24 protein-coding genes are annotated in these 24358 nt (G+C 62.6%); 13 read left to right on the top strand and 11 right to left on the bottom strand.

What is annotated here, in order from left to right:
* Positions 1-49: 49 nt before the first annotated feature.
* The 3 genes from NKH52_RS24245 to NKH52_RS24235 all read right to left on the bottom strand — a co-directional run bounded on the left by NKH52_RS24245 (position 50) and on the right by NKH52_RS24235 (position 4667).
* A complete protein-coding gene (locus NKH52_RS24245) occupies positions 50-2122 on the bottom strand; it encodes a prolyl oligopeptidase family serine peptidase (protein WP_352734070.1) in 2073 nt (690 codons plus the stop codon).
* A 68-nt stretch (positions 2123-2190) separates the two neighbouring features.
* On the bottom strand, positions 2191-3363 hold the full coding sequence (locus tag NKH52_RS24240) for an MFS transporter (RefSeq protein WP_352734068.1): 1173 nt from the start codon (positions 3361-3363) through the stop codon (positions 2191-2193).
* Between the two features lie 128 nt (positions 3364-3491).
* The gene (locus NKH52_RS24235) at positions 3492-4667 is read right to left on the bottom strand and encodes an MFS transporter (protein WP_352679758.1); all 1176 of its coding nucleotides are present in this window, start codon (positions 4665-4667) and stop codon (positions 3492-3494) included.
* A gap of 251 nt (positions 4668-4918) precedes the next feature.
* On the opposite strand from NKH52_RS24235, the gene NKH52_RS24230 reads away from it, so the two are divergent.
* The 4 genes from NKH52_RS24230 (at position 4919) to NKH52_RS24215 (ending at position 11052) form a co-directional block, all read left to right on the top strand.
* Positions 4919-6496, top strand: a complete 1578-nt coding sequence (locus NKH52_RS24230) for a trimethylamine methyltransferase family protein (protein WP_127291733.1) — start codon at positions 4919-4921, stop codon at positions 6494-6496.
* 258 nt (positions 6497-6754) lie between these two features.
* Positions 6755-7120, top strand: coding sequence for an endonuclease domain-containing protein (locus NKH52_RS24225; RefSeq protein WP_502908100.1), 366 nt, complete (start codon positions 6755-6757; stop codon positions 7118-7120).
* Positions 7117-9687 carry a GcvT family protein gene (locus tag NKH52_RS24220; protein ID WP_352734063.1) on the top strand — a complete coding sequence of 857 codons (2571 nt, stop codon included), beginning with the start codon at positions 7117-7119 and terminating at the stop codon, positions 9685-9687. Before NKH52_RS24225 ends, NKH52_RS24220 begins: the two co-directional genes overlap by 4 nt.
* A gap of 9 nt (positions 9688-9696) precedes the next feature.
* Positions 9697-11052 (top strand): M24 family metallopeptidase, encoded by a 1356-nt coding sequence (locus NKH52_RS24215; RefSeq protein ID WP_352734061.1) that lies wholly within the window; start codon positions 9697-9699, stop codon positions 11050-11052.
* On the opposite strand, the gene NKH52_RS24210 is transcribed toward NKH52_RS24215, so the two are convergent.
* Both NKH52_RS24210 and NKH52_RS24205 read right to left on the bottom strand, forming a co-directional pair.
* Positions 11017-11844 (bottom strand): phosphate/phosphite/phosphonate ABC transporter substrate-binding protein, encoded by an 828-nt coding sequence (locus NKH52_RS24210; protein WP_352734059.1) that lies wholly within the window; start codon positions 11842-11844, stop codon positions 11017-11019. The two genes, NKH52_RS24215 and NKH52_RS24210, sit on opposite strands and share 36 nt — an antisense overlap.
* 91 nt (positions 11845-11935) lie before the next feature.
* The gene (locus tag NKH52_RS24205; protein ID WP_352734057.1) at positions 11936-12946 is read right to left on the bottom strand and encodes a fatty acid desaturase; all 1011 of its coding nucleotides are present in this window, start codon (positions 12944-12946) and stop codon (positions 11936-11938) included.
* Between the two features lie 229 nt (positions 12947-13175).
* Between NKH52_RS24205 and NKH52_RS24200 the strand changes: the two genes are divergently transcribed.
* A complete protein-coding gene (locus NKH52_RS24200; RefSeq protein WP_352734055.1) occupies positions 13176-14033 on the top strand; it encodes a helix-turn-helix domain-containing protein in 858 nt (285 codons plus the stop codon).
* A gap of 134 nt (positions 14034-14167) precedes the next feature.
* On the top strand, positions 14168-15190 hold the full coding sequence (gene bmt / locus NKH52_RS24195; RefSeq protein ID WP_352734053.1) for a betaine--homocysteine S-methyltransferase: 1023 nt from the start codon (positions 14168-14170) through the stop codon (positions 15188-15190).
* A 15-nt stretch (positions 15191-15205) separates the two neighbouring features.
* Here bmt and NKH52_RS24190 read toward each other — a convergent pair whose 3' ends face one another.
* From NKH52_RS24190 to NKH52_RS24180, 3 genes are all read right to left on the bottom strand, one after another.
* Positions 15206-15475, bottom strand: a complete 270-nt coding sequence (locus NKH52_RS24190) for a hypothetical protein (protein WP_352734051.1) — start codon at positions 15473-15475, stop codon at positions 15206-15208.
* A 207-nt stretch (positions 15476-15682) separates the two neighbouring features.
* Positions 15683-17797, bottom strand: coding sequence for a vWA domain-containing protein (locus NKH52_RS24185; protein ID WP_352734049.1), 2115 nt, complete (start codon positions 17795-17797; stop codon positions 15683-15685).
* Positions 17798-17799: 2 nt separating this feature from the next.
* On the bottom strand, positions 17800-18360 hold the full coding sequence (locus NKH52_RS24180; RefSeq protein WP_352734047.1) for an RNA polymerase sigma factor: 561 nt from the start codon (positions 18358-18360) through the stop codon (positions 17800-17802).
* 155 nt (positions 18361-18515) lie between these two features.
* Here NKH52_RS24180 and NKH52_RS24175 point away from each other — a divergent pair, with 155 nt between their 5' ends.
* The 6 genes from NKH52_RS24175 to NKH52_RS24150 all read left to right on the top strand — a co-directional run bounded on the left by NKH52_RS24175 (position 18516) and on the right by NKH52_RS24150 (position 20908).
* Entirely contained in the window at positions 18516-18839 is a 324-nt protein-coding gene (locus NKH52_RS24175; protein ID WP_352734045.1) for an ArsR/SmtB family transcription factor, read from the top strand.
* Entirely contained in the window at positions 18836-19261 is a 426-nt protein-coding gene (locus NKH52_RS24170; protein WP_352734043.1) for an SRPBCC family protein, read from the top strand. The genes NKH52_RS24175 and NKH52_RS24170 overlap by 4 nt, the downstream gene beginning before the upstream one ends.
* A 55-nt stretch (positions 19262-19316) precedes the next feature.
* Positions 19317-19538: a hypothetical protein gene (locus NKH52_RS24165; RefSeq protein ID WP_352734041.1), complete on the top strand. Its 222-nt coding sequence runs from the start codon at positions 19317-19319 to the stop codon at positions 19536-19538.
* A gap of 10 nt (positions 19539-19548) precedes the next feature.
* Positions 19549-19986: a DUF1801 domain-containing protein gene (locus tag NKH52_RS24160; RefSeq protein ID WP_352734039.1), complete on the top strand. Its 438-nt coding sequence runs from the start codon at positions 19549-19551 to the stop codon at positions 19984-19986.
* 83 nt (positions 19987-20069) lie between these two features.
* The gene (locus tag NKH52_RS24155) at positions 20070-20462 is read left to right on the top strand and encodes a VOC family protein (RefSeq protein WP_352734037.1); all 393 of its coding nucleotides are present in this window, start codon (positions 20070-20072) and stop codon (positions 20460-20462) included.
* A gap of 41 nt (positions 20463-20503) precedes the next feature.
* A complete protein-coding gene (locus tag NKH52_RS24150; protein ID WP_352734035.1) occupies positions 20504-20908 on the top strand; it encodes a DUF1801 domain-containing protein in 405 nt (134 codons plus the stop codon).
* Positions 20909-20937: 29 nt separating this feature from the next.
* On the opposite strand, the gene NKH52_RS24145 is transcribed toward NKH52_RS24150, so the two are convergent.
* Both NKH52_RS24145 and NKH52_RS24140 read right to left on the bottom strand, forming a co-directional pair.
* Positions 20938-22116 carry a BaiN/RdsA family NAD(P)/FAD-dependent oxidoreductase gene (locus NKH52_RS24145; protein ID WP_352734033.1) on the bottom strand — a complete coding sequence of 393 codons (1179 nt, stop codon included), beginning with the start codon at positions 22114-22116 and terminating at the stop codon, positions 20938-20940.
* A gap of 80 nt (positions 22117-22196) precedes the next feature.
* Complete coding sequence (locus NKH52_RS24140; RefSeq protein WP_352609536.1) at positions 22197-22784, bottom strand: TetR/AcrR family transcriptional regulator; 588 nt, start codon at positions 22782-22784, stop codon at positions 22197-22199.
* A 130-nt stretch (positions 22785-22914) separates the two neighbouring features.
* Here NKH52_RS24140 and NKH52_RS24135 point away from each other — a divergent pair, with 130 nt between their 5' ends.
* Positions 22915-23472, top strand: a complete 558-nt coding sequence (locus NKH52_RS24135) for a DUF308 domain-containing protein (protein WP_352734031.1) — start codon at positions 22915-22917, stop codon at positions 23470-23472.
* A gap of 138 nt (positions 23473-23610) precedes the next feature.
* Here NKH52_RS24135 and NKH52_RS24130 read toward each other — a convergent pair whose 3' ends face one another.
* A complete protein-coding gene (locus tag NKH52_RS24130; protein WP_352734029.1) occupies positions 23611-24348 on the bottom strand; it encodes a dienelactone hydrolase family protein in 738 nt (245 codons plus the stop codon).
* Positions 24349-24358 lie beyond the last annotated feature (10 nt).

Raw genomic sequence — 24358 nt, 5'->3', positions numbered from 1 at the left:
AGGCTGGTCGAGGAGAACCACCCTTTGCTTGGCCCATAACGGAATGAGTCTAGGCCTTGGCTGTCAGCGCCCTCTGCAGGAAGACATATTTCATCGCCGTCTGCGCCGCCTGCGGCCGGCGGTCGCCACGCCCGCCATGGCCGCCCTCGGTCTCCTCGAAGAACAGCGTCCTGGCATGGCCGGCTTCCTGCAGGCGGGCGGCCATCTTGCGCGCATGGCCGGGATGGACCCGATCGTCAGCGGTCGATGTGGTCAGCAGCACCGGCGGATAGGCGGCAGCGGCGTCGACATGCTGGTAGGGCGAGTAGGCTGAAAGCCACTTCGCGTCTTCGGGTTTCGACGGATCGCCGTATTCGGCCATCCACGAGGCGCCGGGCGGCAATTCGGCGTAACGCAGCATGTCGAGCAGCGGCACCTCGATAATGACGGCGCCGAAAAGCTCGGGATGCTGCGTCAAGGAAACGCCGGTCAGCAAGCCGCCATTCGAACCACCCTGGATGCCGAGCGAGCTTGCTGTCGCGATGCCGCGCTTGACGACGTCCTGCGCGACCGCTGCGAAATCATCGAATCCGTTTTGGCGATTGCCCTTGAGCGCCGCTTGATGCCAGGCCGGGCCGAACTCGCCGCCGCCACGGATGCAGGCCTGCACATAGGCATTGCCCTTTTCCAGCCATAGCCTGCCGCGCACGCCGGCATAGCCGGGCAGCAGCGGCACTTCGAAACCGCCATAGCCGTAAAGCAGCGTCGGCACCGGCCGCTTCTGATCGCGCCGCCTGACGACGAAATAAGGGATCATCGTGCCGTCCTTGGAGCGCGCCTCGAACTGTTCCGAGATCAGCGGCGAGGCATCGAAACGCGCCGGCTGCGACTTCACGGTTTCTAGCGTCTCGCCATTGTCCTCAGACCAGATGATCGAACTCGGGGTCAGGAAATCGGTGAAGGAGAAGGACACGCTCGAGCCGAACTGCTCGGCATGGCTGATGCCGACATTGCCATTTTCGGGCAGCGCCACCGGTTTCAGCGACCAGTTGCCATCCTTGCGCTCGCAGACGACGACCTTGCCGCGCACATTGTCCATCAGGCTGATGAACAGCCGGTCCCGCGTGCGGGCAACGCCGGCTATGGAAACGCGATATGCCGGCTCGAACAAGGTTTCGACAGGTCCGAGCGCGCCGATCTTGACCCAGTGCGCGAGATCCAGCGAATAGAGGCCGTCGGGCTTGCAAACCGTGCCGTCGGGCGCCGTCCATGGACTGCGCACGCCGAACACGAGCTGATCCCTGAATATTGCCGTATCGGTCATGTCGTCCGGTAGCGGCAGTTGTTTGTTTTCGCCGGAAGGCAGCCGAAGGAAGATGTGCGAAGCGAAGAAATTCAGCGTTCGAGCCAGGACCAGATAGCGTCTGTCATCGTCGTACTCGACAGCGGCACCAACGGCGAGATCCTCTTTCTGCGCCTCGAAGATCGGCGTCGCGTCTTCCAGCTTGGTACCGCGCTTCCACAGCTTTATGACTCGCGGATAGCCGGACTCGGTCTTGTCGGCCTCGTCGAAAGCGGCCGAAACAATCACGGTGTCCTTGTCCAGCCAGCTGAAGCCCGACTTGGAAGCGGGTGCACGAAACCCACCCTCGACAAACGACTTGGTCGCGATGTCGAATTCGCGCATCTCGCTGGCGTCGCCGCCATCCGGCGACATACTCACCAGGCAACGGTTGAAGTCTGGATAGAGTCGGCTTGCGCCGCCAAAAACCCATTTTACCCCCTCCTTCGCCGCAAGCTGGTCGAAGTCGATGATCGTTTCCCAGTCGGGCTTCTCGGTCTTGTAGGAAGCGACGGTCGTGCGGCGCCAGAGGCCGAGCACATTGGTCTTGTCCTGCCAGAAATTGTAGACATGACCGGCTGTTGCCGCGCCGACCGCGATGTTGTCCTCGGCCGTCATCAGGTCGAGCGCGGTCTGGAACGACGCCTGATAGGACGGATCGCCCTGCAATTCGCCAACCGTGACCTCGTTCTGGCGATGTACCCAGTCCAGTGACTGCTTGGCCGTCCTGTCCTCCAGCCAGAGGAAGGGATCGTCGGTCGAGGGGGTGGAATTCGGCGTCTGGGTGGCAGGCTTGGTCATGAGGTCTCCGATAAACGCGTTGCTTTGAAAAAGCCAACGCCGATAGGCTGTATCGATATTCACTATGCTCAGCGCATGATTGAGGCTTTCCGCCGACCAGCGAGGCTCGCAATGGCCAGCGCCAGGCACAGCAGCCCAAGCGTGATCGGCAGCCCGCCGGCACCCAGAATATCCATGGCGCCGCCGGCCAGCGGCGGCACGGCGATACCGCCGACGCCCCACATCAAGGAAAAGGCCGCATTGCCGGCAACCAGTGCGGAGCCGGTGAAGCGTTCGCCGAGCTCGATGATCGACATCGTGTAGATGCCGTAGGAAACCGCGCCCCAGACAAAGATCATCGGCCAGATGAGCGGCGACTCGATGAGAAGCGGAAGCAGGGTGCAGCCGAGCACCGTGATCGCGACGCAGGCGAGCCGCACCAGGCGCGCGGAAAGCCTTTCCGCCAAAAGGCCGAGCGGCACCTGCATGGCGATGTTGCCGGCAATCATCACCGACAGCAGCGCCGACATGCGGGTTTCGGTGATGCCGTGATGGGTGCCATAGACCGGCAGCAACGCCAGCGCGCCCTGTTCGAAGCCGGCGGCGACTATGACGGCAAACAAAAGCAGCCACGCCAGCGGCACGAAACCCAGGACGGAAACCTGATGCCCGGCCTCGTCGACCTTGGGCAAACGCGGCAGCACCAAGCCCAGGCAGATGCCGCACAGCACGAAGGCGGAGATGCCGACGAGGAAGGGCGGCCAGCCCTCGGTGCCGACTGCAAGCAGGCACAGTGGCCCGGCCGCGAAACCGGCCGAGATGATCGTCGAATAGACACCCATGACGCGCCCTCGCCGGGCCGGCGGCGCCAGCGCGATGACCCAGATCTCGCTCAGCACATAGAGCGGGTTGGTCACCACACCGATCAGGAAGCGCAGGGGAAACCACAAATAGACATTTTGCGTCCAGCCGATCAGCGCCAGCACGACAGCCGAAAGGGCCGCACAGGTAAGCGCCGTGCGCCCTGCCCCGAACCGCCGCGCCAGCGCCGGGATCAATGGCGACGACAGGATGAAACCGATCGGCGTCATGGCCGCCGACAAGCCGATCATCGCTGGCGAAACGCCCTGGCGCTGCAGGATGAAACTCAGCAGCGGATAGGACAGCCCTTGCGCGATGGCGAACACCGAGACGGTCGCGATCACCCCGGTGATCGCTGCCCATTGCATCGTCTCGTCCTTGTTCGATTCAACCAAATTCATGTGCGCACCGCTATCGAGGCTGCAGGATTAGCGATTGAGCAACGTGGTGGTAAGCCCCTGGCAGGCGAAAACCGCTTTCTCCGGACAATGCCTGTCAGGAGGTTGGGCCTGTCAGGAGGTTGGGCTCGTCAGGAAGCTCGGCGCACGGACGACCGATACAGCGCGAACATCACCAGCACCGCGTCGAGGCCGGCGATCACGACCGGCAGCCCGAGCGGGCCGATGCCTTGCATGAGCAGGCCGGCACCGGGTGGGCCGACGATGCCACCGACGCCCCACATCAGTGCAAAGGCAGCGTTGCCGGCGACCAGCACAGAGCCCTTGAACCGGCTGCCGAGTTCGACCAATGCCATGGTGTAGACGCCGTAACCGACCGCGCCCATCACCAGCAGCACGACCCATATCAACGGCGTTGTGATCAGCAGAGGCAGCAAAAGCGCGCAAACGGTTGTTGCCAGCGCGCAGACGATGATCATGGCGCGGCCGCCAAAACGCTCCGCCAGAAGACCGAGTGGTATCTGCAGCAGGATGTTTCCGAGGGAAAGCGCCATCACCAGCGAGGCCAGAACGGCTTCGGCCAGGCCGTAGCTGGCGCCGAAGACCGGGACCAGCGCATAGGTGCTCTGCTGGACCGCCGCCGAGACAAGCACGGCAAGCAGCAGCGCAGGCGCCATCCTGGCAAAGCCGACAAGGCCGCTGGCAGGCTGGCCGTCATCCTCGAAACCGGTGAGCTTAGACGAGACCGCGTGCAGGATCACCGCGCAGAGCGCGAAACCGGCGACGCCGACCATGAAGGGCGCCCAGCCCGACGTACCGAGCAGGGTCAGCGCGAATGGTCCGGCGGCGTAACCGGCGCCCATCAGCGTGTTGAACACGCCCATCACCCTGCCGCGCCGCGATGGCGGCGCCAGCGACAGTGCCCACACCTCGCCGAGGATGTAGAGCGGGTTGATGACGACGCCGATGATAAAGCGGATGACGAACCAGGCCACCCAGTCCTGCAGATAGCCGATGCCCAGGAAGCAGAGCGCGCCGATCAGCGAGCAGCCGACCGCCAGGTTGCGCCCACCGACCAGCCGCACCGCGGCCGGCACGAAGGAAGCCGAAAGGATCAGCCCGAGCGGCATCATCGCCGCCGACAAGCCGATCAGCGCCGGCGACATGCCCTGTTTCTGCATCAGCAGCGTGAACAGCGGCGAGCTCAACCCCTGCGCAGCGCCGAACATGGCAAGTGCCGCGGTGACGCCGGCAAGCGCTGCCCATTGCGTTCCTGCTTCGCCTTCGCTCGAGCCGGTCGCGACCATGCTGCCATCCAAATGAACTGCTGGCCATCCGGCCGGCAAGCCGAGTAGCTATCGGTTCGATCCCGGGAAAGGAAGGGCCGGCCGCCGAAATCCGCTTAAGCCAACGAGGCGGCGGGATCAGGCCGATGTCGTGGCCGCGCAACTGCCGTTCCGACATGTCGCTTCCCTCGCCCTAGTGGTCGCCGCCTCCGCAATGGCTGGGCAGCCGCCGGTCCATTATGTCGCCGCTATCGCATCCTACGAGGACCATCATGACCGCCGCCCTACAACCCTTGGAACCGGCATTGGCCACTGACCGCGCCCGTCGCGGCGGCCGCGCCGGAAAGCGCGCCGGCGGCTCGGCCGCGTTCGAGCAGCCGGCTTTTCGCCAGCTGAAGAACCCGCTGGCGCCAACCAGGCTGGTCTCCGACGACGAGCTGGAATCGATCCACCTCGCTTCCCTGCGCGTGCTGCGGGAAATCGGCGTCGACGTGCTGCATGACGAGGCCCGAAGCATCATGAAGGCGCATGGCGCCGATGTGCGCGACGGCAGCGAACGGGTGCGTTTCGACAGCGACATGATCCTGGAACTGGTGTCGCACTGCCCGTCGGAGTTCACCATCCATGCCCGCAATCCCGCTCACAATGTGCGCTTCGGCGGCAACAATGTGATCATCTCGATGATGGCGTCGGCGCCCAATTGCTCCGATATCGATCGTGGCCGCCGGCCCGGCAACCAGCAGGACTACCGCAACTTCCTCAAGCTTGCGCAGATGCACAACATCCTGAACTGCACGGGCGGCTATCCGGTCGAGCCGACCGATATCCATCCGTCCGTCCGCCACCTCGAATGCATCCGCGATCTCAGCGTGCTCACCGACAAGGTGTTCCACATCTATTCGCTCGGCAAGGAGCGCAATGTCGACGGCATCGAGATCGCCAGGATCGCGCGCGGCATCAGCCATGAACAGATGCTGGAGGAACCATCCGTCTTCACCATCATCAACACGAATTCGCCGCTCAAGCTCGACGTGCCGATGATGGAAGGCATCATCCAGATGTCGAGCAAGGGCCAGGTCGTCGTCGTGACGCCGTTCACCCTGTCGGGGGCCATGGCGCCTGTCACCATCGCCGGCGCACTGGTGCAGCAGAACGCCGAGGCGCTTGCCGGCATCGCCTTCGCCCAGATGGTGCGCAAGGGCGCGCCCGTCGGCTATGGCGGCTTCACCTCCAATGTCGACATGAAGTCCGGTTCGCCGGCGTTCGGCACGCCGGAATACATGAAGGCGCAGCTTGTCGGCGGCCAGCTTGCCCGCCGCTACAACATCCCCTACCGCACCTCCAACACTTGCGCCGCCAACACGGTCGACGCGCAGGCGGCTTATGAAAGCGTGTTCTCGCTGTGGGGCGCCATCCAGGGCGGCGGCAATCTGATGATGCATGCCGCCGGCTGGCTCGAGGGCGGCCTACGCTGCTCCTACGAGAAGACCATTCTGGACATCGACCTGCTGCAGATGGTCGCCGAATTCCTGACCCCGCTCGATCTTTCCGAAGATGCACTCGGCTTCGACGCCATCCAGTCGGTGGGGCCAGGCGGCCATTTCTTCGGCACCCAGCACACGCAGGACCGCTACAAGACCGCCTTCTATTCGCCGATCCTCTCCGACTGGCGCAATTACGAGACCTGGGCGGAAGCCGGCTCGCCGACGGCACTCGAAAAGGCCAACAAGGTCTGGAAGGAGCGGCTGGCGTCCTATGAGGAGCCTTACATGGACCCGGCCATCCGCGAGGAACTCAACGCCTTCGTCGCCAAGCGCCGGTCCGAAGGCGGCGCGCCGACCGATTTTTGATCATCTGTGTTGTTGATGAACGTTCGACCCCCACTCCGTCGAGCTGCGCTCGACACCTCTCCTCCAATCGACGGCGGAGAGGGAAGGCGCGAGCTTATACAGGCTGGCTCCCTTCCTCTCCCTCCGGAGGGGGGAGAGGTGGCGCCGCGAAGCGGCGACGGAGTGGGGGAAGCCGTTCATGAAACGCGCAGCCGCCGAAAAACAGGCACAACTCGGCGAGCGAGAAAACTCAGGCAAGGCGACAATCAAGCCGAAGCGCTGCTTTGGCTTGAGTTAAAAGCCCGCAAGCTTGGCGGTTACAAGTTCACGCGACAGTTCTCTATCGAACCATACTACGCTGACGTCGCTTGCCGCGAAAATTGGCTTGTCGTGGAAATCGACGGGCACCAACACGCCGGCAGTTCCTATGACCGCCGCCGCGACGATTTCATGCGCGCCCAAGGCTATTCGATCCTGCGTCTTTGGAGCCATGACGTCCTGAAACATCGTACTTCCGTCTGTGAAACCATCCTTGCCGCGCTTGCTAGCAGGCTGGCCGAAAACATCGCTGTCTCGGACCTCCGCTTTGTTTTCACGCCGCTCTCACTCGATTCAATCCCTTCAAGAACGGACCTATCTAGATGAAATCTCACGTAAAAGCGGTTGTCATCGGCGGCGGCGTCGTCGGCTGCTCGGTTCTCTATCATCTGGCCAAGGCCGGCTGGACCGACATCATGCTGATCGAGCGCTCGGAGCTCACCTCCGGGTCGTCCTGGCATGCGGCGGGAGGCTTCCACACGCTGAACGGCGACCCCAACGTCGCCAAGCTGCAGGCCTATACGGTGCAGCTTTACAAGGAGATCGAGGAGATATCCGGCCAGTCCTGCTCGCTGCACCTGACCGGCGGCGTAATGATGGCTGATACGCCAGAGCGCATGGATTTCCTGCGGCTGGCCCACGCCAAGGGCCGCTATCTCGGCATGGACACAGAGCTGATCACCCCGTCCGAAGCCAAGGCGATGTTTCCGCTGATGGACGAGACCAATTTCGTCGGCGCCATGTGGGATCCGGTCGAAGGCCATCTCGACCCGTCCGGCACCACCATCGCCTATTCCAAGGCGGCGAAAAAACTCGGCGCCGAGATCGTGCTGCGCAACCGCGTCGTCGAACTGACACAGGAGGTCGACGGCACCTGGAACGTCGTCACCGAACAGGGCACGGTGAAGGCCGAGCATGTCGTGAACTGCGGCGGCCTGTGGGCGCGCGAGATCGGCCGCATGGTCGGCGTCGAGCTGCCGGTTCTGGCCATGGAGCACATGTATCTGCTCACCGAGCCGATGCCGGAGGTCGAGGAGTTCAACAAGTCGACCGGTCGCGAAATGATCGGCGTGCTCGATTTCAAGGGCGAGATCTACACCCGCCAGGAGCGCAACGGCATCCTGCTCGGCACCTATGAGAAGGCCTGCAAGCCATGGTCGCCGGTCAATACGCCGTGGGATTTCGGCCATGAATTGCTGCCGCCCGACCTCGACCGCATCGCGCCGTCGCTGGAAATCGGCTTCAAGCATTTCCCTGGCATCGAGAAGGCCGGCATCAAGCAGATCATCAACGGCCCCTTCACCTTCGCGCTCGACGGCAACCCGCTGGTCGGCCCGGTGCAGGGCCTGACCAATTTCTGGTGCGCCTGCGCCGTGATGGCCGGCTTCAGCCAGGGCGGCGGCGTCGGCTTGGCGCTGTCGAACTGGATGGTCCATGGCGATCCCGGCTTCGACGTCTGGGGCATGGATGTCACCCGCTTCGGCGAATGGGCAGGCCTGCGCTACACCAACGCCAAGGTGCGCGAAAACTATTCGCGCCGCTTCTCCATCCGCTTCCCCAATGAGGAACTGCCGGCGGCACGCCCGGCGCAGACGACGCCGCTCTACGACACCATGCTGGCCAACAACGCCGTCATGGGCGACTCCTGGGGCCTCGAAACCCCGCTCTGGTTCGCACCTGAAGGCAAGGAACCCAGGGATATCGTCTCCTTCCACCGCTCCAACGATTTTGGGCCGATCGGCGAGGAAGTGCGCGCCACGCGTGAGCGCGTCGGCGTCACCGAGATCGCCAACTTCGCCAAATACGAAGTCTCGGGACCCGCGGCCGAGGATTTCCTCAACCGGCTGATGACCAACCGCATGCCGAAGACCAGCCGCATCGTGCTGACGCCGATGCTCAACGAATTCGGCAAGCTGATCGGCGACTTCACTATCGCCAAGGCGGCAGAGGACCGCTTCATGATCTGGGGCTCGTCGGCGGCGCAGAAATACCACATGCGCTGGTTCGAGAAGCACCTGCCGAAGGACGGAACGGTGCGCATCCACCGCTTTGACCAGACGCTGGTCGGCCTGTCGATCGCCGGGCCGAAATCGCGGGACTTGCTGCAGAAACTGGTCGATGTCGACGTCTCGACAAAAGCCTTCCGCTTCATGGATTTCCGCGAGATGGCGGTTGGCGGGGCGCCCTGCATGGTCAACCGCATCACCTACACCGGCGACCTCGGCTATGAAATCTGGATGGCGCCGGCCTACGAGCGCCTGGTTTACAAAGCGATCAAGGACGCCGGCGAGGAATTCGGCCTTGTCGATTTCGGCATGCGCGCTCTGCTCTCCATGCGCCTCGAAAAGAATTTTCCGACCTGGTTCCGCGAGTTGCGGCCGATCTACGGACCGTTCGAAGGCGCGATGGACCGCTTCATCAAGCTCGAGAAGAACGATTTCATCGGCCGCGTGGCCGCCGCCAAGGAACAGGCCGAGGGTCCGAAACTGCGCCGCGTCTCCTTCATCGTCGATGCCGCCGACGCTGATGTCATGGGCGATGAGCCGATCTGGGCCAAGGTCAGCAAGGACTATGGCACGGTTGAAAAGCCGCATGGCTATGGCGCGCCGCGCTTCGACAAGAGCGGCAAGGAAATACGCGGCTCCAAGGCTGCCGAAGGCGCGTCCGCCGTGCGCGGCATCGTCGACGGCGACTGGCGCGTGGTCGGCTGGGTCACGTCGGGCGGCTATGCCCATTACGTGCAGAAGTCGATGGCACAAGGCTACGTGCCGGCGGCTCTTGCCGAGGACGAAAGTGCCGGGCTGTTCGAGATCGAGATCCTCGGTCACCGGCGCCCGGCCCGCATCAATGTCGAAGCGCCCTTCGATCCGAGCGGCGAGAAGATGCGGACCTGAGGTTCGACGATGGACAGCGCGGGGCCGAAGGGCAGCTTTGGCCGCCATCGCAAGATCATGCCGTTCGAGCCAGGCTCGATCGAAGTGCTGCGCGACGCCTCCCGCCGGAAGGCGGCTTCGCTCAACCAGCATGTGCTGGGCTATGGCGCGCAGGCCGAGGCTGAATGGGCTGCGGCAGGCATTGCCGCTCCCGACCTGGCGGCGATGCGCCAATACCGGCTGGAGCGCATCCGCGCCGAGTTGAAGCGGCGCGGCTATGCCGGCGTCCTGCTCTACGACCCCGTCAACATCCGCTACGCCACCGACTCGACCAACATGCAGCTGTGGGTGGCGCACAATCCAACGCGGCATTGCTTTGTCGCCACCGAAGGGCCGGTGGTGCTGTTCGACTATTTCTCCTGCGAGCACCTGTCCGACCATTCCGGCGTCGTCGACGAAGTGCGGCCGGCGGTATCCTGGATGTATCTTTATGGCGGCGAACTGACCGAGCAAAAGGTCCGCCGCTGGGCCGCCGGTATCGCCGATCTGGTGAAAGAGCATAGCGGCGGCAACAGCCGCATCGCCGTCGACCATATCAATCCGGAGGGCGTCGAAGAACTGGCGCGCCTCGGTATTTCCATCGGCAATGGCGAAGCGGTGATGGAGAACGCGCGGCTGATCAAATCACCCGATGAGATCCTCGCCATGCGCCGCGCCATTGTCGCTTGCGAGGCGGCGATGGGCGAGATGGAACAGGCGCTGAAGCCGGGGATTTCCGAAAACGAACTGTGGGCGGAACTGCACCGCGGCAACATCGCGCGCGGCGGCGAATGGATCGAGACGCGACTGCTGACGTCAGGCCCGCGCACCAATCCATGGTTCCAGGAATGCTCGTCACGCCAGATTATATCAGGCGACCTCGTCGCCTTCGACACCGACCTGATCGGCCCCTACGGCTTCTGCGCCGACCTGTCGCGGACATGGCTGTGCGGCGATGCAAAGCCGACCAATGAACAGCGCGACCTGTTCCGTATCGCCGCCGATCAGATCGAGCACAACACGGCACTGATGCAGCCGGGCATCTCTTTCCGCGACCTTGTCGAACGCTCGGCGGTGCCGCCCGGCGACTGCTTCCCGACGCGCTACGGCGTGCTCTATCACGGCGTCGGCCTGGCCGATGAATACCCGACCTTGCCGCATGCCAGCGACTGGACATCGGACACTCCGGACGGCGTGCTGGAACCGGGCATGGTGCTGTGCGCGGAAAGCTATATCGGCCGGCTTGGCGGGCGCGAAGGCGTCAAGATCGAGGAACAGATCCTGATCACCGAGACCGGCAACGAACAGCTCTCAACCTACCCATTGGATGCGAGGCTGCTCGGCTAGCCCGGCAAGGGCCTCGCGCAACGCCCCAACCGTCTTTTCCGGTGTCACCGCGGCGGTGATGTAAGGCAGGCCTTTGCGCCGTCCGGTCCAGCCGACGACCGCCACCTTTTTCGCCGCCGGCTCGAAACGCTGCGCCAGTGCCCAGCTCTCGCAGTCGATCGCAGCTATATCGGCCTTGCCTTGGGCGACAGCGATGATCGAGCCGCGATGGCCACCGCTTTCGCTGCGCGACGAGAAGATGCCCAGGCTTTCGCCGGCCGTTTGCAGGTCGCGCGTCAGCGCAATAGTACCCGACATCGAATCGAGGCTGTTGAAGGTAAAGCGCTTGCCGCGCATCAGATCAAGCGGGAGCAAGGGGCTGCCATCCGCCGGCGATCGAATCTCTGGCCCCTCGCCTGTCCGCATCACCAGCGCGCTGGAATAGAGTTCGCCCTGCCCGCCTTCATAGGCGTCGTAACTGGGCTGGCCGATCACCTGCACATGCCTGGACAGGCCAAGTTCCATCGGCCCCCAGCAGGTCTGCGCGAACAGCAGCGCCGGATGCATCCACAATCTATGGAAATCGAGTTCATCCGGCGGCAATGTCGCCGGATCGGGCGCAACGAGTTTCCCCTCGGCATCACGAATACCGCCCGGCACCCGCGGCAGATCACCATTGCGGCGCACGATGGTTTGCGGCGCGTCGATGCCCTTTTGCCGAAACGCATCGCGCAGCAGCGCCCAATGCGCGTCGACCTCGCCGCGCATTTCGGGCCAGTCATACATCGGCAACGCCGCAACCAATTCACTCATGCCGATATCAAATCATCATGTCTGGAAAAAGGATCGCAAAAACGCGGCGTCCAATCAGAATTGGCCGACACGGATTCCGGATAGACCGGAATCATTCCTTCGGCGGCTCGGCGGGAACCGGCGCACTGCCGAGCCCGCTGATGCTGCGCGCCCTGATGCGTGGCTTGAAGGCCCTGCCCGGCTCGGCTTGACGCCGCAGCACCGGGTGCACGATCGGTTCCTTCGCCTTGAAGGCATAGGCTTTGATCAACGCGAAATAGTTCGGATAGGCATAGCCATTGTTCATCCGCAGCCATTCTTCACGGCGGTCGCGAAACAGCTTGGGCAGCTTGTACCAGGCCACGGTCGGGGTCTTGTGATGGACGAAGTGCAAATTGTTGTTGAGGAACAGGAACGACAGCGGCGAGCGCTCGACGATCACCGTGCGGCCTTCCGGATGTTCCGACCATTGATGCTCGGCAAACGTACGGATCGAGATCAGCGACTGGCCAAGCCAGACCGGCACGAGAATGTAAAGCCACAGTGGAATGCCGAAGCCGAACTGCACGATCGGCATCACGACGGCAAGGCCGATCGCATGCAGCAGCCAGGCCTTGCGGATCGCCTTGTCGCCGGCGATCACCTGCTTGGCATCGTCGATGAAGAAGCCGAGGCAGGACAGCCACGGGCCAAGCACGAAGCGGCCGGCCATGGTGTTGTTGATCTTGAGCAGGAATTTCATCGTCGGCGGCAACTCGTCATGCTGCCAGAGCGCCTGATAATAGCTTTCCGGATCGTCCAGCGGATCGGTCAGCCGCTCGTCGGCGTGGTGGCGCAGATGGATGGTCTTGAAGCGGCGGAATGGCCAGACCAGACCGATCGGCAGGAACACGAAGGCTTCGTTGACCCGTGCATTGCGTGTCGGATGCCCGTGCAGCACTTCGTGCATGATCGACGATTGCAATGCGGCTGTGAAAGCCAGGATGGCGAGCGCCAGGACGGGATAGGATGGCCAGAGCAGAAAACCGGTGGCGAACCATGTTGCGTAGCAGAAGAAGGCGAGTATCACGGTTGGCCACTCGATGGCCGGTACGCTGTGTCGCCTGATGCTCTTGCTCGTCATGCTATCGACCACTGTCCCTCAGTCGCCGGAACCACAATTGGTTCCTGACAGCATTGTGTCAGGAGAAATGATTCCACTCAACGAGACAAAGTGCACAAACTGTTGCGATTGCGCATTTTTGACCGCACATGTTATATATTGTAAACAGACCTAGGGATTCATTTACGCATCAAACGGCCCCAGAGCGGCTTCGGCGCAAATTTTTCCTCAATCGGGGTGGAGCACGGACATGGACAAGCGCGACCTGTCGACGATCTTCCGTGAACGCCTGAAAATGCTCTTGACACGCTCCGACCTCAATCAGTCGGCCTTCGCGACCGCGGTCGGCATCGACCGCTCGGCGCTATCGCAACTGCTGTCGGGCGCCTCGACGCGCCTGCCTCGCGCCGAAACGCTGCTCAACATCGCCGCCGAGTTCAAAGTGTCGCTCGATTGGCTTCTCGGCCTCAGCCAGGACGAGGGTCTCACCGGCGAAATCCGCGAGAGCCTGGAGATCGAGGAGGCACCGGACGGCTTCGACCGCACGCTGCTGGCCAAATGGCATGCCGAGGCGGCCGGCACCAAGATCCGCTACGTGCCTGCCGGCATTCCCGATCTTCTGCGCACCGAAGCGCTGGTCGACTACGAAGCCGGCATCACCAACAAGAGCCGCCTGGCGCAGGCCGGAGAAACGCAATACCGCATCGACTACAACAGGCGGCCGGAAACCGACATGGAAGTCTGCATGCCGCGCCACACGCTGGAGATCTTTGCGCGCGGGCTGGGTGTCTGGGACCGTTTCCCCGAAGCCGACCGGCGCGCGCAGCTGCTGCACATGGCGACGCTGCTCGACGACCTCTATCCGACCTTCCGGCTGTTTCTCTATGACGGGCGGATGCGCTATTCGATCCCCTACACAATCTTCGGCCCCTATCGCGCCGCCATCTATGTCGGCGACATGTATCTGGTGCTCAACGCCACCCAGCCGATCCAGACGCTGATCCAGCATTTCGACAATCTGATCCGGGCCGCCAACATCAATGCGCACGAGGCGTCCGGCTTCGCGCACAGACTGGCCGGCATGTCGTTCCCAACAGGCACTGTCTGATTTTCGGCAGCCAAGATCACCACCGCGCCATGGCTCAAGGCGCCGCATGGGCGAATCCGTCCTAGCTATTCATTGACTACACATAAAGACTTCTTTATATCCTTATTCGACTTCGAAACGTGAAAGCCAATCCGATGACGACCACCAACCCGATCGATGCGCTGCTGGCTGAAAAGGGCGTGCTGCTGGCCGATGGCGCCACCGGCACCAATTTGTTCGCCATGGGTCTGGAGGCTGGCGAGGCACCCGAGCTGCTGAACGAGACGGCGCCCGACACCATCACCAGCCTGCACCAGAATTTCGTCGATGCCGGCGCCGACATCATCCTCACCAACTCGTTCGGCGGCACCCGTCACCGCTTGAAGCTGCACCATGCGCAGGACCGCGCGCATGCGCTGAACAAGCGCGCCGCCGAGCTTGCTCGTGCCGTCGCCGACAGAGCCGGCCGCAAGGTGATCGTCGCCGGTTCGGTCGGCCCGACCGGCGAATTGCTGGTGCCGCTCGGCGCCATGACCTATGACGAGGCGGTCGACGCCTTCGCCGAGCAGATCGAGGGTCTCAAGGAAGGCGGCGCCGAAGTCGCCTGGATCGAGACGATGTCGGCTCCCGACGAGATCCGCGCCGCCGCCGAGGCTGCCATCCGCGTCGGCCTGCCCTACACCTATACCGGTTCCTTCGACACCGCTGGCCGCACCATGATGGGCCTGCTGCCCAGGGATATCCACGGCGTCACCGACGGCCTGTCGCAGGCGCCTCTCGGCGTTGGTGCCAATTGCGGCGTCGGCGCATCCGACATCCTGGCCTCGCTGCTCGACATGACGGAGGCGAAGCCGGAGGCCACGGTGATCGTTAAGGGCAATTGCGGCATTCCCGAATTCCGCGGCACCGAGATCCATTATTCCGGCACGCCCGAACTGATGGCCGACTATGTCAGGCTCGCCGTCGATGGCGGCGCCAAAATTATCGGCGGCTGTTGCGGCACCTCGTTCCAGCACCTCGCCGCGATGCGCAAGGCGCTCGACGCGCACACCAGGGCGGATCGTCCGACGGTTGCCGCGATCGTCGAACGCATCGGTCCGATGCGCAACAAGGTGGCGACGGAAAACACCGCCGAGACCAGCGAAGCCCGCCGCGAGCGCCGCCGCAGCCGGGCCTGACCCATCGGTTTTCGACTATTCGCTGTTGTCGGCGTAGCTCGACTGCGCCGAGTTGAAGTCGACCACATTGTCGCCGCGCATCGTCATCAGCGCGCCTGAAGCGCTGGGGTCGGTGATCTGTTCCAGCATGATGCGGAAGCGGTCGTTGGTCAGCGCCGACAGGGCGGTATGGCGCGCCTGCGCGACATCGTCACTGATACGCCTGGCTTCCGATGATGGGGCCGATGAAACCGCCGAGGCGTCTCGCGCCGGGGGTATCGAGTTGGCGATAGTCCTGATCTGCAATTTCGGCTCCCTCAAGCCCAATACGCCTGTCCTGCGTAACAAGGAGAGGGTTGCCATCCAGTACCGGAAATGTCGCGCAATTTAACGACCCGGAAAACCGCGAAAAAAGGCCGGCAAGGTTTCCCTCGCCGGCCTGCCTCACCCGCCCGCGGTCGGTTCCCCGTATCAGAACGATCCCATCTGAAAGAAACCGGCCGTCATCACCACTTACCGGTTACCGCCCAGCGCAGAGGCAAGGCGCACAAGCGAGAGGAACTCGGCCCTGTACCCAAACGGGTCGGCTCCTCGAGCGGCGGTGGCGATCTCCATAATCTTGTCGTAGCCGAACTTCGCGGTCGCATCCTCGTCGCGCAGCTTCTGGCTGAAGGCGGCGACCGCGACGGAGAAGCGCTGGTCGGTGCTGGCCTGGTCGAAGGACGAGATCTCGTTTGCCGAGGTCACCGGCGTGGTGATCAGCTTCGAGACGTCTTCATTCGGCAGCTTGTAGCGGATCTTGACGAAGGCATATTCGCCCGCATTGGCGACGCCGCCATTGTCCACCGACGCCTGGCCATAACGCAGCGGATCGATCTGCTCGCCACCGCTGCCTTTCGGCGTGATCTCGTAGATCGCGGTGACGGAATGGCCCGAACCGATATCGCCGGCATCGACGCGGTCATTGTTGAAATCCTCGCGGTTCAAGGCGCGGGTCTCGTAGCCGATCAGGCGATATTCCGAGACCTTGTTCGGGTTGAACTCGACCTGGATCTTCACGTCCTTGGCGATGGTGAACAGCGTCGAGGAGGCATCCTCGACCAGCACCTTCTCGGCCTCGGCCAGCGTGTCGATATAGGCGGCGGTGCCGTTGCCGTTCTGGGCGATGGTCTGCATCATCTGGTCGTTCAGATTGCCGCGGCCGAAGCCGAACACCGACAGGAAGACACCGGTCTTGCGCTCTTGCTCGATCAGCCGCTTCAGATCATCGTCGTCGCTCTGGCCGACATTGAAGTCGCCGTCGGTGGCAAGCATCACCCGGTTGACGCCACCCTTGACGAAGGATTTTTGCGCCAACCTGTAGGCTTCCTTGATGCCCGCCTCGCCGGCCGTGCTGCCGCCAGGCGTCAAATTGTCGATGGCACTGAGGATCTTGTCCTTTTCGGACGCCTTGGTCGGCTCCAGGACTGTGCCGGCGTCCCCCGCATAGGTCACGATCGAGATGGTGTCGTCGGCCTTCAGCTTGCCGACCAGCAGCCGGAAAGCCGATTTGAGCAGCGGCAGCTTGTCCGGCTCGTCCATCGAGCCCGAGACATCGATCAGGAAGACCAGATTGGCCTTCGGCTGCTCGGTCGGCTTGACGTCAAAACCCTTTATGGCGACATGCATCAGCCTGGTCTGCGTGTTCCACGGCGTCGGCATGACGCTGACGGTCGAGTTGAATGGTGTCGAGGCCGACTCCGGACCCTTCCAGTCATAGGGGAAGTAGTTGATCATCTCCTCGACGCGCACCGTATCGGCCTGCGGCAGGGTGCCCTGCTTCAGCGAGCCGCGCACGAAGGAATAGGAGGCCGTGTCGACGTCGATCGAGAAGGTCGAGACCGGGTCCTCGAGTGCCGCATGCACCGGATTGGTCTTGAAATCCTCGATGCGGTCGCGATTTTCCTCCTGCGGCAGCATCTGGTCGGCCGGCGCCATGGCCGGCTGCTGCGGCGCCATCAGCTTCGACTCCGCCGCCATGCGGGCTCGCGAGGTGCTGGGTACACTTGCAGCGCCATCCAGTGCGAATTCACCTGTCGGTGCCAGTGGCGCAGGCTCGGCCAGCACACCGCGCTGCAGCGCATTTTGTTGTGCAGCGCCCCCAGCAACGGTCGATTCGGATTTGTGCGGCGAGGCCGGCGCCACAAGCGCATCGGTGGCGTCGCGGCTTTCCACATCGGCGTCGGCCTTCTTGTCCTTCTCCAGCCCGGTCGGAGCCGGCTTCGGCTGAGCGGTCGTCGGCTTCACCGTCGCCGGCTTGTCGGCCAGCGTCTCGCTGATTTTCTCGTCGCCGCCGAATTTCGGCGGCTGTTCCCTCAGCAGATGGAAGGTGGCGTATCCGGCGATCGGCAGGGCGACGAGCCCGGCAAGAGCCGGCGTGGCAATGAGTTTCTTTTGCATGATCTCGCTCCAGAGCTTTTGTGCTCGCTCTGTGAGACGAAGCCCGCCAACCGATCCTTGGGTAACGGCAGAAATATTTTCCTGATCGTAGGCGCGCAGGGCGGCTTCGAAAGCACGCGCCTTGGCGTCCTGGGCGGGCGCCGGCGCCGCTATATCGCGCAATCTGTTGAGTTCGTTGTCGTCGACCATGGTCACACTTCCCCGGCCGAGCGCATCAGCGTCTTCAGCCGTTTCTTCGCTTCATGGATGTGCCAGGAAACCGTCGTCTCCGAGATCGCCATCGCCTCGGCGGCGGCCGCATGGCTCAAGCCCTCGCCATAGACCAAAAGCACGGCGTCGCGCTGCTTGTCCGGCAATCGCCGGACGGCTGCCCACAGCGCTTCGGCAGGGTCTTCCGGTTCGACCGACGCCTCGCCCGAGATCAGTGCATGGACGCCATAGGCCTCGGTCTTGACGGTCTCGCGGGCGGACTTTCGCATCATGTCGCGCGCGGCGTTCAGGGTCACGGAATAGAGCCATGTGGTGAAGGCGCCGCCGCCGCGATAGTCGCGGATCGCCTTGCCCAGCCTGACGCAGACTTCCTGGGCGATGTCTTCGGCATCGGCCTTCCTGCCGCACCAGCGATAGGCAGCGCGATAGACGAAGTCATAGTGCCTTTCCAGCAATGTGCTGAAGGCCCCCCTGTCTCCGCCCTTCGCCCGCCCGATCAGTTCGGCGTCGGAGGCTTCGCTCTCATCCAGCATCATAGCCATCATTTGCCTGTTGGACGAAGGCTAATGGCTAATCCTTGGGGCAATGGAAAGATTTTTTTGGAAACCGCCGGATCGTGACCGCCGGCACCCCGCTTGACACATCCATATCTCGGCGGTTATACGTCAATCAATAGCCACAGGGTTATCGATCCCAGATGACGAACGCTCACGATGTCCTCTTCAGAACGCTCTCCGATCCGACGCGTCGGGCAATCTTCGAGCGCCTGTGCCGGCAAGGCGAGCAGACGGTCGGCGCCCTGACGGCTCAGTCAGGGGTCTCTCAACCTGCGGTGTCGAAGCATCTCGGCGTGCTCAGGCAGGCCGGGCTGGTGCGGGACCGCCATCAAGGACGGCAGACCCATTATAGCGCCCAGCTGGCAGCACTTTCCCCGCTGACCGACTGGACGAACCAGATGAACACGTTCTGGCAGTGCCGGTTCGACGACCTCGAAAATTTGCTCAAAAGAATGGACCAATGACCAACATCGCGACCGAAACGCGCTCCGTCATCGTCGAACGTGAGATCCCCTATCCGCCGGAAAAAATCTGGCGCGCGCTGACCCAGCCGCATCTCATCGAGGAATGGCTGATGAAGAACGACTTCAAGCCAGTCGTGGACCACCGTTTCAATCTGCGAAAGGAACCGCAGCCTGACGTGAGCATCGTTGTCGACTGTCAGGTAACAGCCGTCGAATTGAACAAGACACTATCCTACACGTGGCAGGCCTATGGCCTCGAGAGTGTCGTCACCTGGACTCTCATGCCGACCAGCACGGGCACCCGGTTGCGCATGGAACAATCCGGCTTCCGGCCGGATCAGGAGCAGGCGTATCGGGGCGCGACGAGTGGGTGGCGGCAGTACTTTACAAATTTGAGTCAGATCCTGGCGCGGATAGATTGAACCCGCCGACATGCGGATCACGGGTCCGCGTCGGCTGTTTTGACAGGAGGAACTATTGGACTGGAACATGTGGGTTCGGCAAATTCATCGCTGGCTGTCGATCATCTTTACGCTGACCGTCATCACCAACTTCGCCACCCTGGCATTCGGCCAGCCTCCCGCCTGGGTGGTCTACTCGCCGCTCCTGCCGCTCTTCCTGCTGCTGTTCAGCGGCCTGTACATGTTCGTGCTGCCCTATGCCGCCAAGGGCCGCGGCGCGCCGCGTGCCGGCGGATAGAGTGGGTAGAATGGCCAAGACACAGGGTCAGTCGACCAAGGCCGCACCAGTGCTGCTCTCCGGCGGCAACCCGCAAATCGCCAAGGGCGACGGCGACGCCCCGGTGCAGGCCTATATCGCTGCGATGCCGGGCTGGAAGCGTGGCCTCGGCGAGCGGCTTGACGCGCTCATCGAACACAACGTGCCCGACGTGCGCAAGGCCGTGCGATGGAACTCGCCCTTCTACGGCATCGAAGGCCAGGGCTGGTTCGTGAGTTTCCATGTCTTCACCCACTATTTGAAGGTGACCTTCTTCAGTGGCATCTCATTGCAGCCGATCCCACCTGGCGGCACGGCCAAGAGCAAGGATGTGCGCTGGATCGACATCCGCGAAGACGATCAGTTCGATGAGGCGAGGATGGTGGAATGGATCAAGCAGGCCGCGGCCCTGCCCGGCTGGATCCCGTAGCGGCCGCAACGACGACTGCAAGCAAAAATTCGAATTCTTTCCTGCCGAAAGGCGGGGCCAAAGACGACAGAGGAGAAAGAGCCATGAAGATCAAGCTGACCAGCGTGTATGTGGACAACCAGGAAAACGCACTGCGCTTCTACACCGACGTGCTGGGCTTCACCAAAAAGGCCGATTTCAGCAACGGGCCCTATCGCTGGCTGACCGTGGCCTCGGCTGAAGAGCCTGATGGAACCCAGCTGCAGCTCGCGCTCAACGACAACCCGGCCGCCAAGGCCTATCAGGAAGCCATCTTCAAGCAGGGTCAGCCCGCCGTCATGTTCTTCACCGACGACGTCAAGAGCGATTATGAGCGCATCAAGGCGAAGGGCGGCGCGTTTATCAAGCCGCCGACCGAGGTGACCGGCTCGATCATCGCCCAGTTGAACGACAGCTGCGGCAACCTCGTTCAGATCACCCAGCTGGCGCGCTGGTAACGGGCGGCGGTTGAAACGCGTCGAGGCACAGGAGACACCCAATGACCCCCTCGCAACAAATCGACCAATTGATCGCCGGCCTCTCGGACTGGCGCGGCGAGACGCTCGCCCGCATCCGCAAGACCATCCTTGCAGCCGACCCGGACATCGTCGAGGAGTGGAAGTGGATGGGCAGCCCGGTATGGTGTCTCGACGGCAACATCGTGGTCGGCAACGCCCACAAGGACAAGGTGAAACTCACCTTTTCCCATGGTGCCAGCCTGCCGGACCCCGACAATCTGTTTAACAACGGTTTTGGCGGCAAGGTGTGGCGGGCAATCGACATGTTCGAGGGCGACACGCTCAATGAGGGCGCTTTAAAAGAGCTCGTCCGTGCGGCCATCGATTACAACCACGCCAAAAAGAAGAAAGCGCCGGCGGCTAGGCGGGCAAAGCCACAGAAATAAAGTCTATGAAGCTCGTCGGCGCGTTTGGCCTATGCCGCCTGCCCCGCCACCCAGCCGGACGACCATGCCCACTGGAAATTATAGCCGCCCAGCCAGCCCGTGACATCGACGGCTTCGCCGATGAAAAACAGGCCCGGCACGGATTTCGCCTGCATCGTCTTCTGGTCCAGCCCGTTGGTGTCGACTCCGCCCAGCGTCACTTCGGCGGTGCGATAGCCCTCTGAGCCGGCAGGCTTGATGCGCCAATCATTGACCGCGGCGGCGACCGTCTTGATCTGGGCGTCGGAAAGATCGGCAAGGTTGCCGTCGATCCCGGTTCGCTCGGCGATCGACTGCGCCAGCCGCTTCGGCAGATGATTTGCCAGCACCGTCTGCACCGCCTGCCGTCCATTGCTTCGCTTGGCCACCCGAATGAGGTCAGCCACGTCAACTCCCGGCAGCATGGCGATGCGGATTTCGTCGCCCTCGCGCCAGTAGGACGATATCTGCAGGATGGACGGCCCACTGACGCCGCGATGCGTGAACAGCATTGCTTCGGAAAACCGCGTCTTGCCGCAGGCGACTTCCGCGTCCACGGCATTGCCGGCCAGCGGCGCCAGCCGCTCGAGCGTGTTTGCGTCGAAGGTCAGCGGCACCAGCGCCGGCCGCGTTTCGACGATGGCAAGGCCGAACCGTTCGGCAAGCTCATAGCCGAAACCGGTCGCCCCCATCTTGGGGATCGACTTGCCGCCACAGGCCACGACCAGCGACTGGCAAGTAACCAAGCCTGTGGAGAGGGTGAGCGCAAACCCCTCCACGGTTTTGCGGACATCCTCAACGCTGGTCGAGAGCGCCAGCTCCACGCCCCTGCCCTGCATTTCCGAGACCAGCATGTCGATGATCTGGCGCGCCGAGCCGTTGCAAAACAGCTGCCCCAACGTCTTCTCGTGATAGTCAATGCGGTGGCGTTCGACGAGGGCGATGAAATCGCGCTGCGTGTAGCGACTGAGCGCCGAAATGCAGAAATGCGGATTGCCCGACAGAAAATTCTTCGGGCTGGCATGGATGTTGGTGAAATTGCACCGGCCGCCGCCGGAGATGCGGATCTTCTCGCCAGGCGCCGCTGCATGATCGAGGATCAGCACCGAACGGCCGCGCTTGGCCGTCTCCACGGCGCACATCATTCCGGCGGCACCCGCGCCGATGATCACGACATCATAAGATTGCATCAGGCTATTCGTTCCCGCTGGACCGGCTCATTGGGGCGCGCCACTTGCGCTGCCTGGTACCACTTTGGCCCGATAGTTTTCTAGCAATTCCGTCCCAGCAGCCTGGTGATCTGGAGGGTGACGATTGTGGTGAACAGCCCGGGATCACTGAAAGCCCTCGCGGACAGCATTGCCCCATGAACCGATGCCATCAGCATCTGGGCCTCCTCCTCCGGCCGGTTGTTCAAGCGGAACAAGTCCTGCTCCATTCCAGCCCGCAGCACCGACGTAAGCCATCCCGCGAGATTTTGGAAATGGGCACGAACGCGTGATGCGACCTCTTCCGGCAGCATCTGCATCTCGCCGGCGAGCATCGCGCAGACGCAGAAGGACGGCGAGGCATCGCGAATGCATGTCCGCCAATAGTTCAGATAGGACTGAAGTTGTTCAGCAGGGCTTGAGAGTTCTCCTCGGAGAGATTCCAAGCCTGCTTCGGCCTGCCGCCTGTAACGATCCACCAGCACCGAAACCAGCTCGGCCTTCGTCGGAAAGTGATGGTGGATGCTCGCCTTCCGGATGCCGATGGCAGCCGAGATATCAGCATAGCTGAACCCGTTGTAGCCTCCCGCGACGATGAGGGATTGCGCGACATCGAGAATCTTTTCTGAGGTCGAAGCCATTGATTTCATGGCGCTGCCTACCTTCTGATAGGCAGATTGTCAAGGTCCCGTTTCTCACAGAGAGGTGTTCGAGCGTCGGGTTGACTCAAAGCAAGTGCCTTCCTACTAGTAGGTAGAAATCACAACAAGGAACCTACTGATGCAAAGCCAATCGTCGATCCCATCCAACTGGTTGCGATCCTATTATTTCGGACGCGCCATATTCTCTATCGCCTGGATTGCTGCCGCCATTCTGTTCGGCGGGCAACCCGGCCCCATCGCGTTTCTGCTCGTGATCTACCCTGCATGGGACGCCCTCGCCAATCTGGTTGACGCCAAGGCAAATGGCGGCCTGAAAGCCAACTCGTCCCAGGCATTGAATGTCGTGGTCAGCACGATAACGGCGCTCGCCGTCATCGTGGCGGTCAGCAACAGCATGTATGCCGTTCTGGCCGTGTTTGGGGTTTGGGCGATCCTGTCGGGTCTGCTGCAGCTCAACACGGGAGCAAGGCGTTGGCGCTACCAAGGCGCGCAGTGGCCGATGATCCTCAGTGGCGTGCAATCGGCCCTCGCCGGCGGCTTCATGATCAGCCGATCCCTCGGCACGCTTGCGCCGACGATTCTGGACATCGCCCCTTATGCCGGGTTCGGCGCGTTTTACTTTCTGCTTTCCGCAATTTGGCTTGTCGTCGCAGCCTATCGCAAGGCAAACGCCTAAGCGCAGCCTGATCCGGCGGCGGCAAGGTGAACGGTCATCTGCCGCGTCGAAAGGGCAAGCATCGCTCACTCTTTGCCGCGTGGGCTGCCGTTCTGGTTCAAAAACGCGTAGCGTCCTGCTCAGGGTCGACCGCTGACCTTAGATCAGCGTCTCGGCGAACAACGTCGTCAGCCGCTTCCAGTGGCGTTCGGCGCCGGCGGCATTGAAAACGCTATGATCGGGTACGCACCAGCCATGCGCCATCCCGGCATAGTTCTCGATGACATGATCGACTTCAGCGACCCGCAGCGCTTCGGCCAGCCGCGCCGACTGTTCCGGCGGGAAACTCCTGTCGACGCCGGATGTGCCGACATAGACGCGCCCCTTGATGGAGGCTGCCTTGCGATGCGGGCTGTCGGCGGCGTCGCTGGCCAGATTGCCGCCATGGAAGCTTGCGGCCGCTTTTATCCGTTCGGGATAGGTTGCGGCCGCATTCAGTGCCCGGCCGCCACCCATGCAATAGCCGACGGTACCGACCGGCCCTGTGATGCCTTCAGCCGCAAGCGCATCAAGGAATGCACCGCTGTCGCTGATGGTCATCTCCTGCGTCGTGCCGGTGACCAGCGCCATCAGCGCTGCCTTGGTCTTTTCCTCGACGAAGGCGGTCTTGGCGTCGAATGGCCCGTAAGGCGCATTGCGGTAGAACAGGTCCGGCACCAGCACCGCATAACCTTCATTCGCCAGCCGGTTGGCCATGCTGTCGAGCGCTGGCCGCGGACCAAAGGCGTCCTGATAGAGAATGACGCCGGCCTTGGCAGGAGATGCGTTTGCCGAGCGGAAAAGCCCGGCATTGGCGACACCATCCCTGGTCTTGATCTGAAGGTCGTGTTTCGTCATCGCCCGCTCC

This window comes from Mesorhizobium sp. M1066 (genome assembly GCF_040318635.1).
Taxonomy (GTDB): Bacteria; Pseudomonadota; Alphaproteobacteria; order Rhizobiales; family Rhizobiaceae; genus Mesorhizobium.
This window is presented reverse-complemented; position numbering and strand designations above follow the sequence as displayed.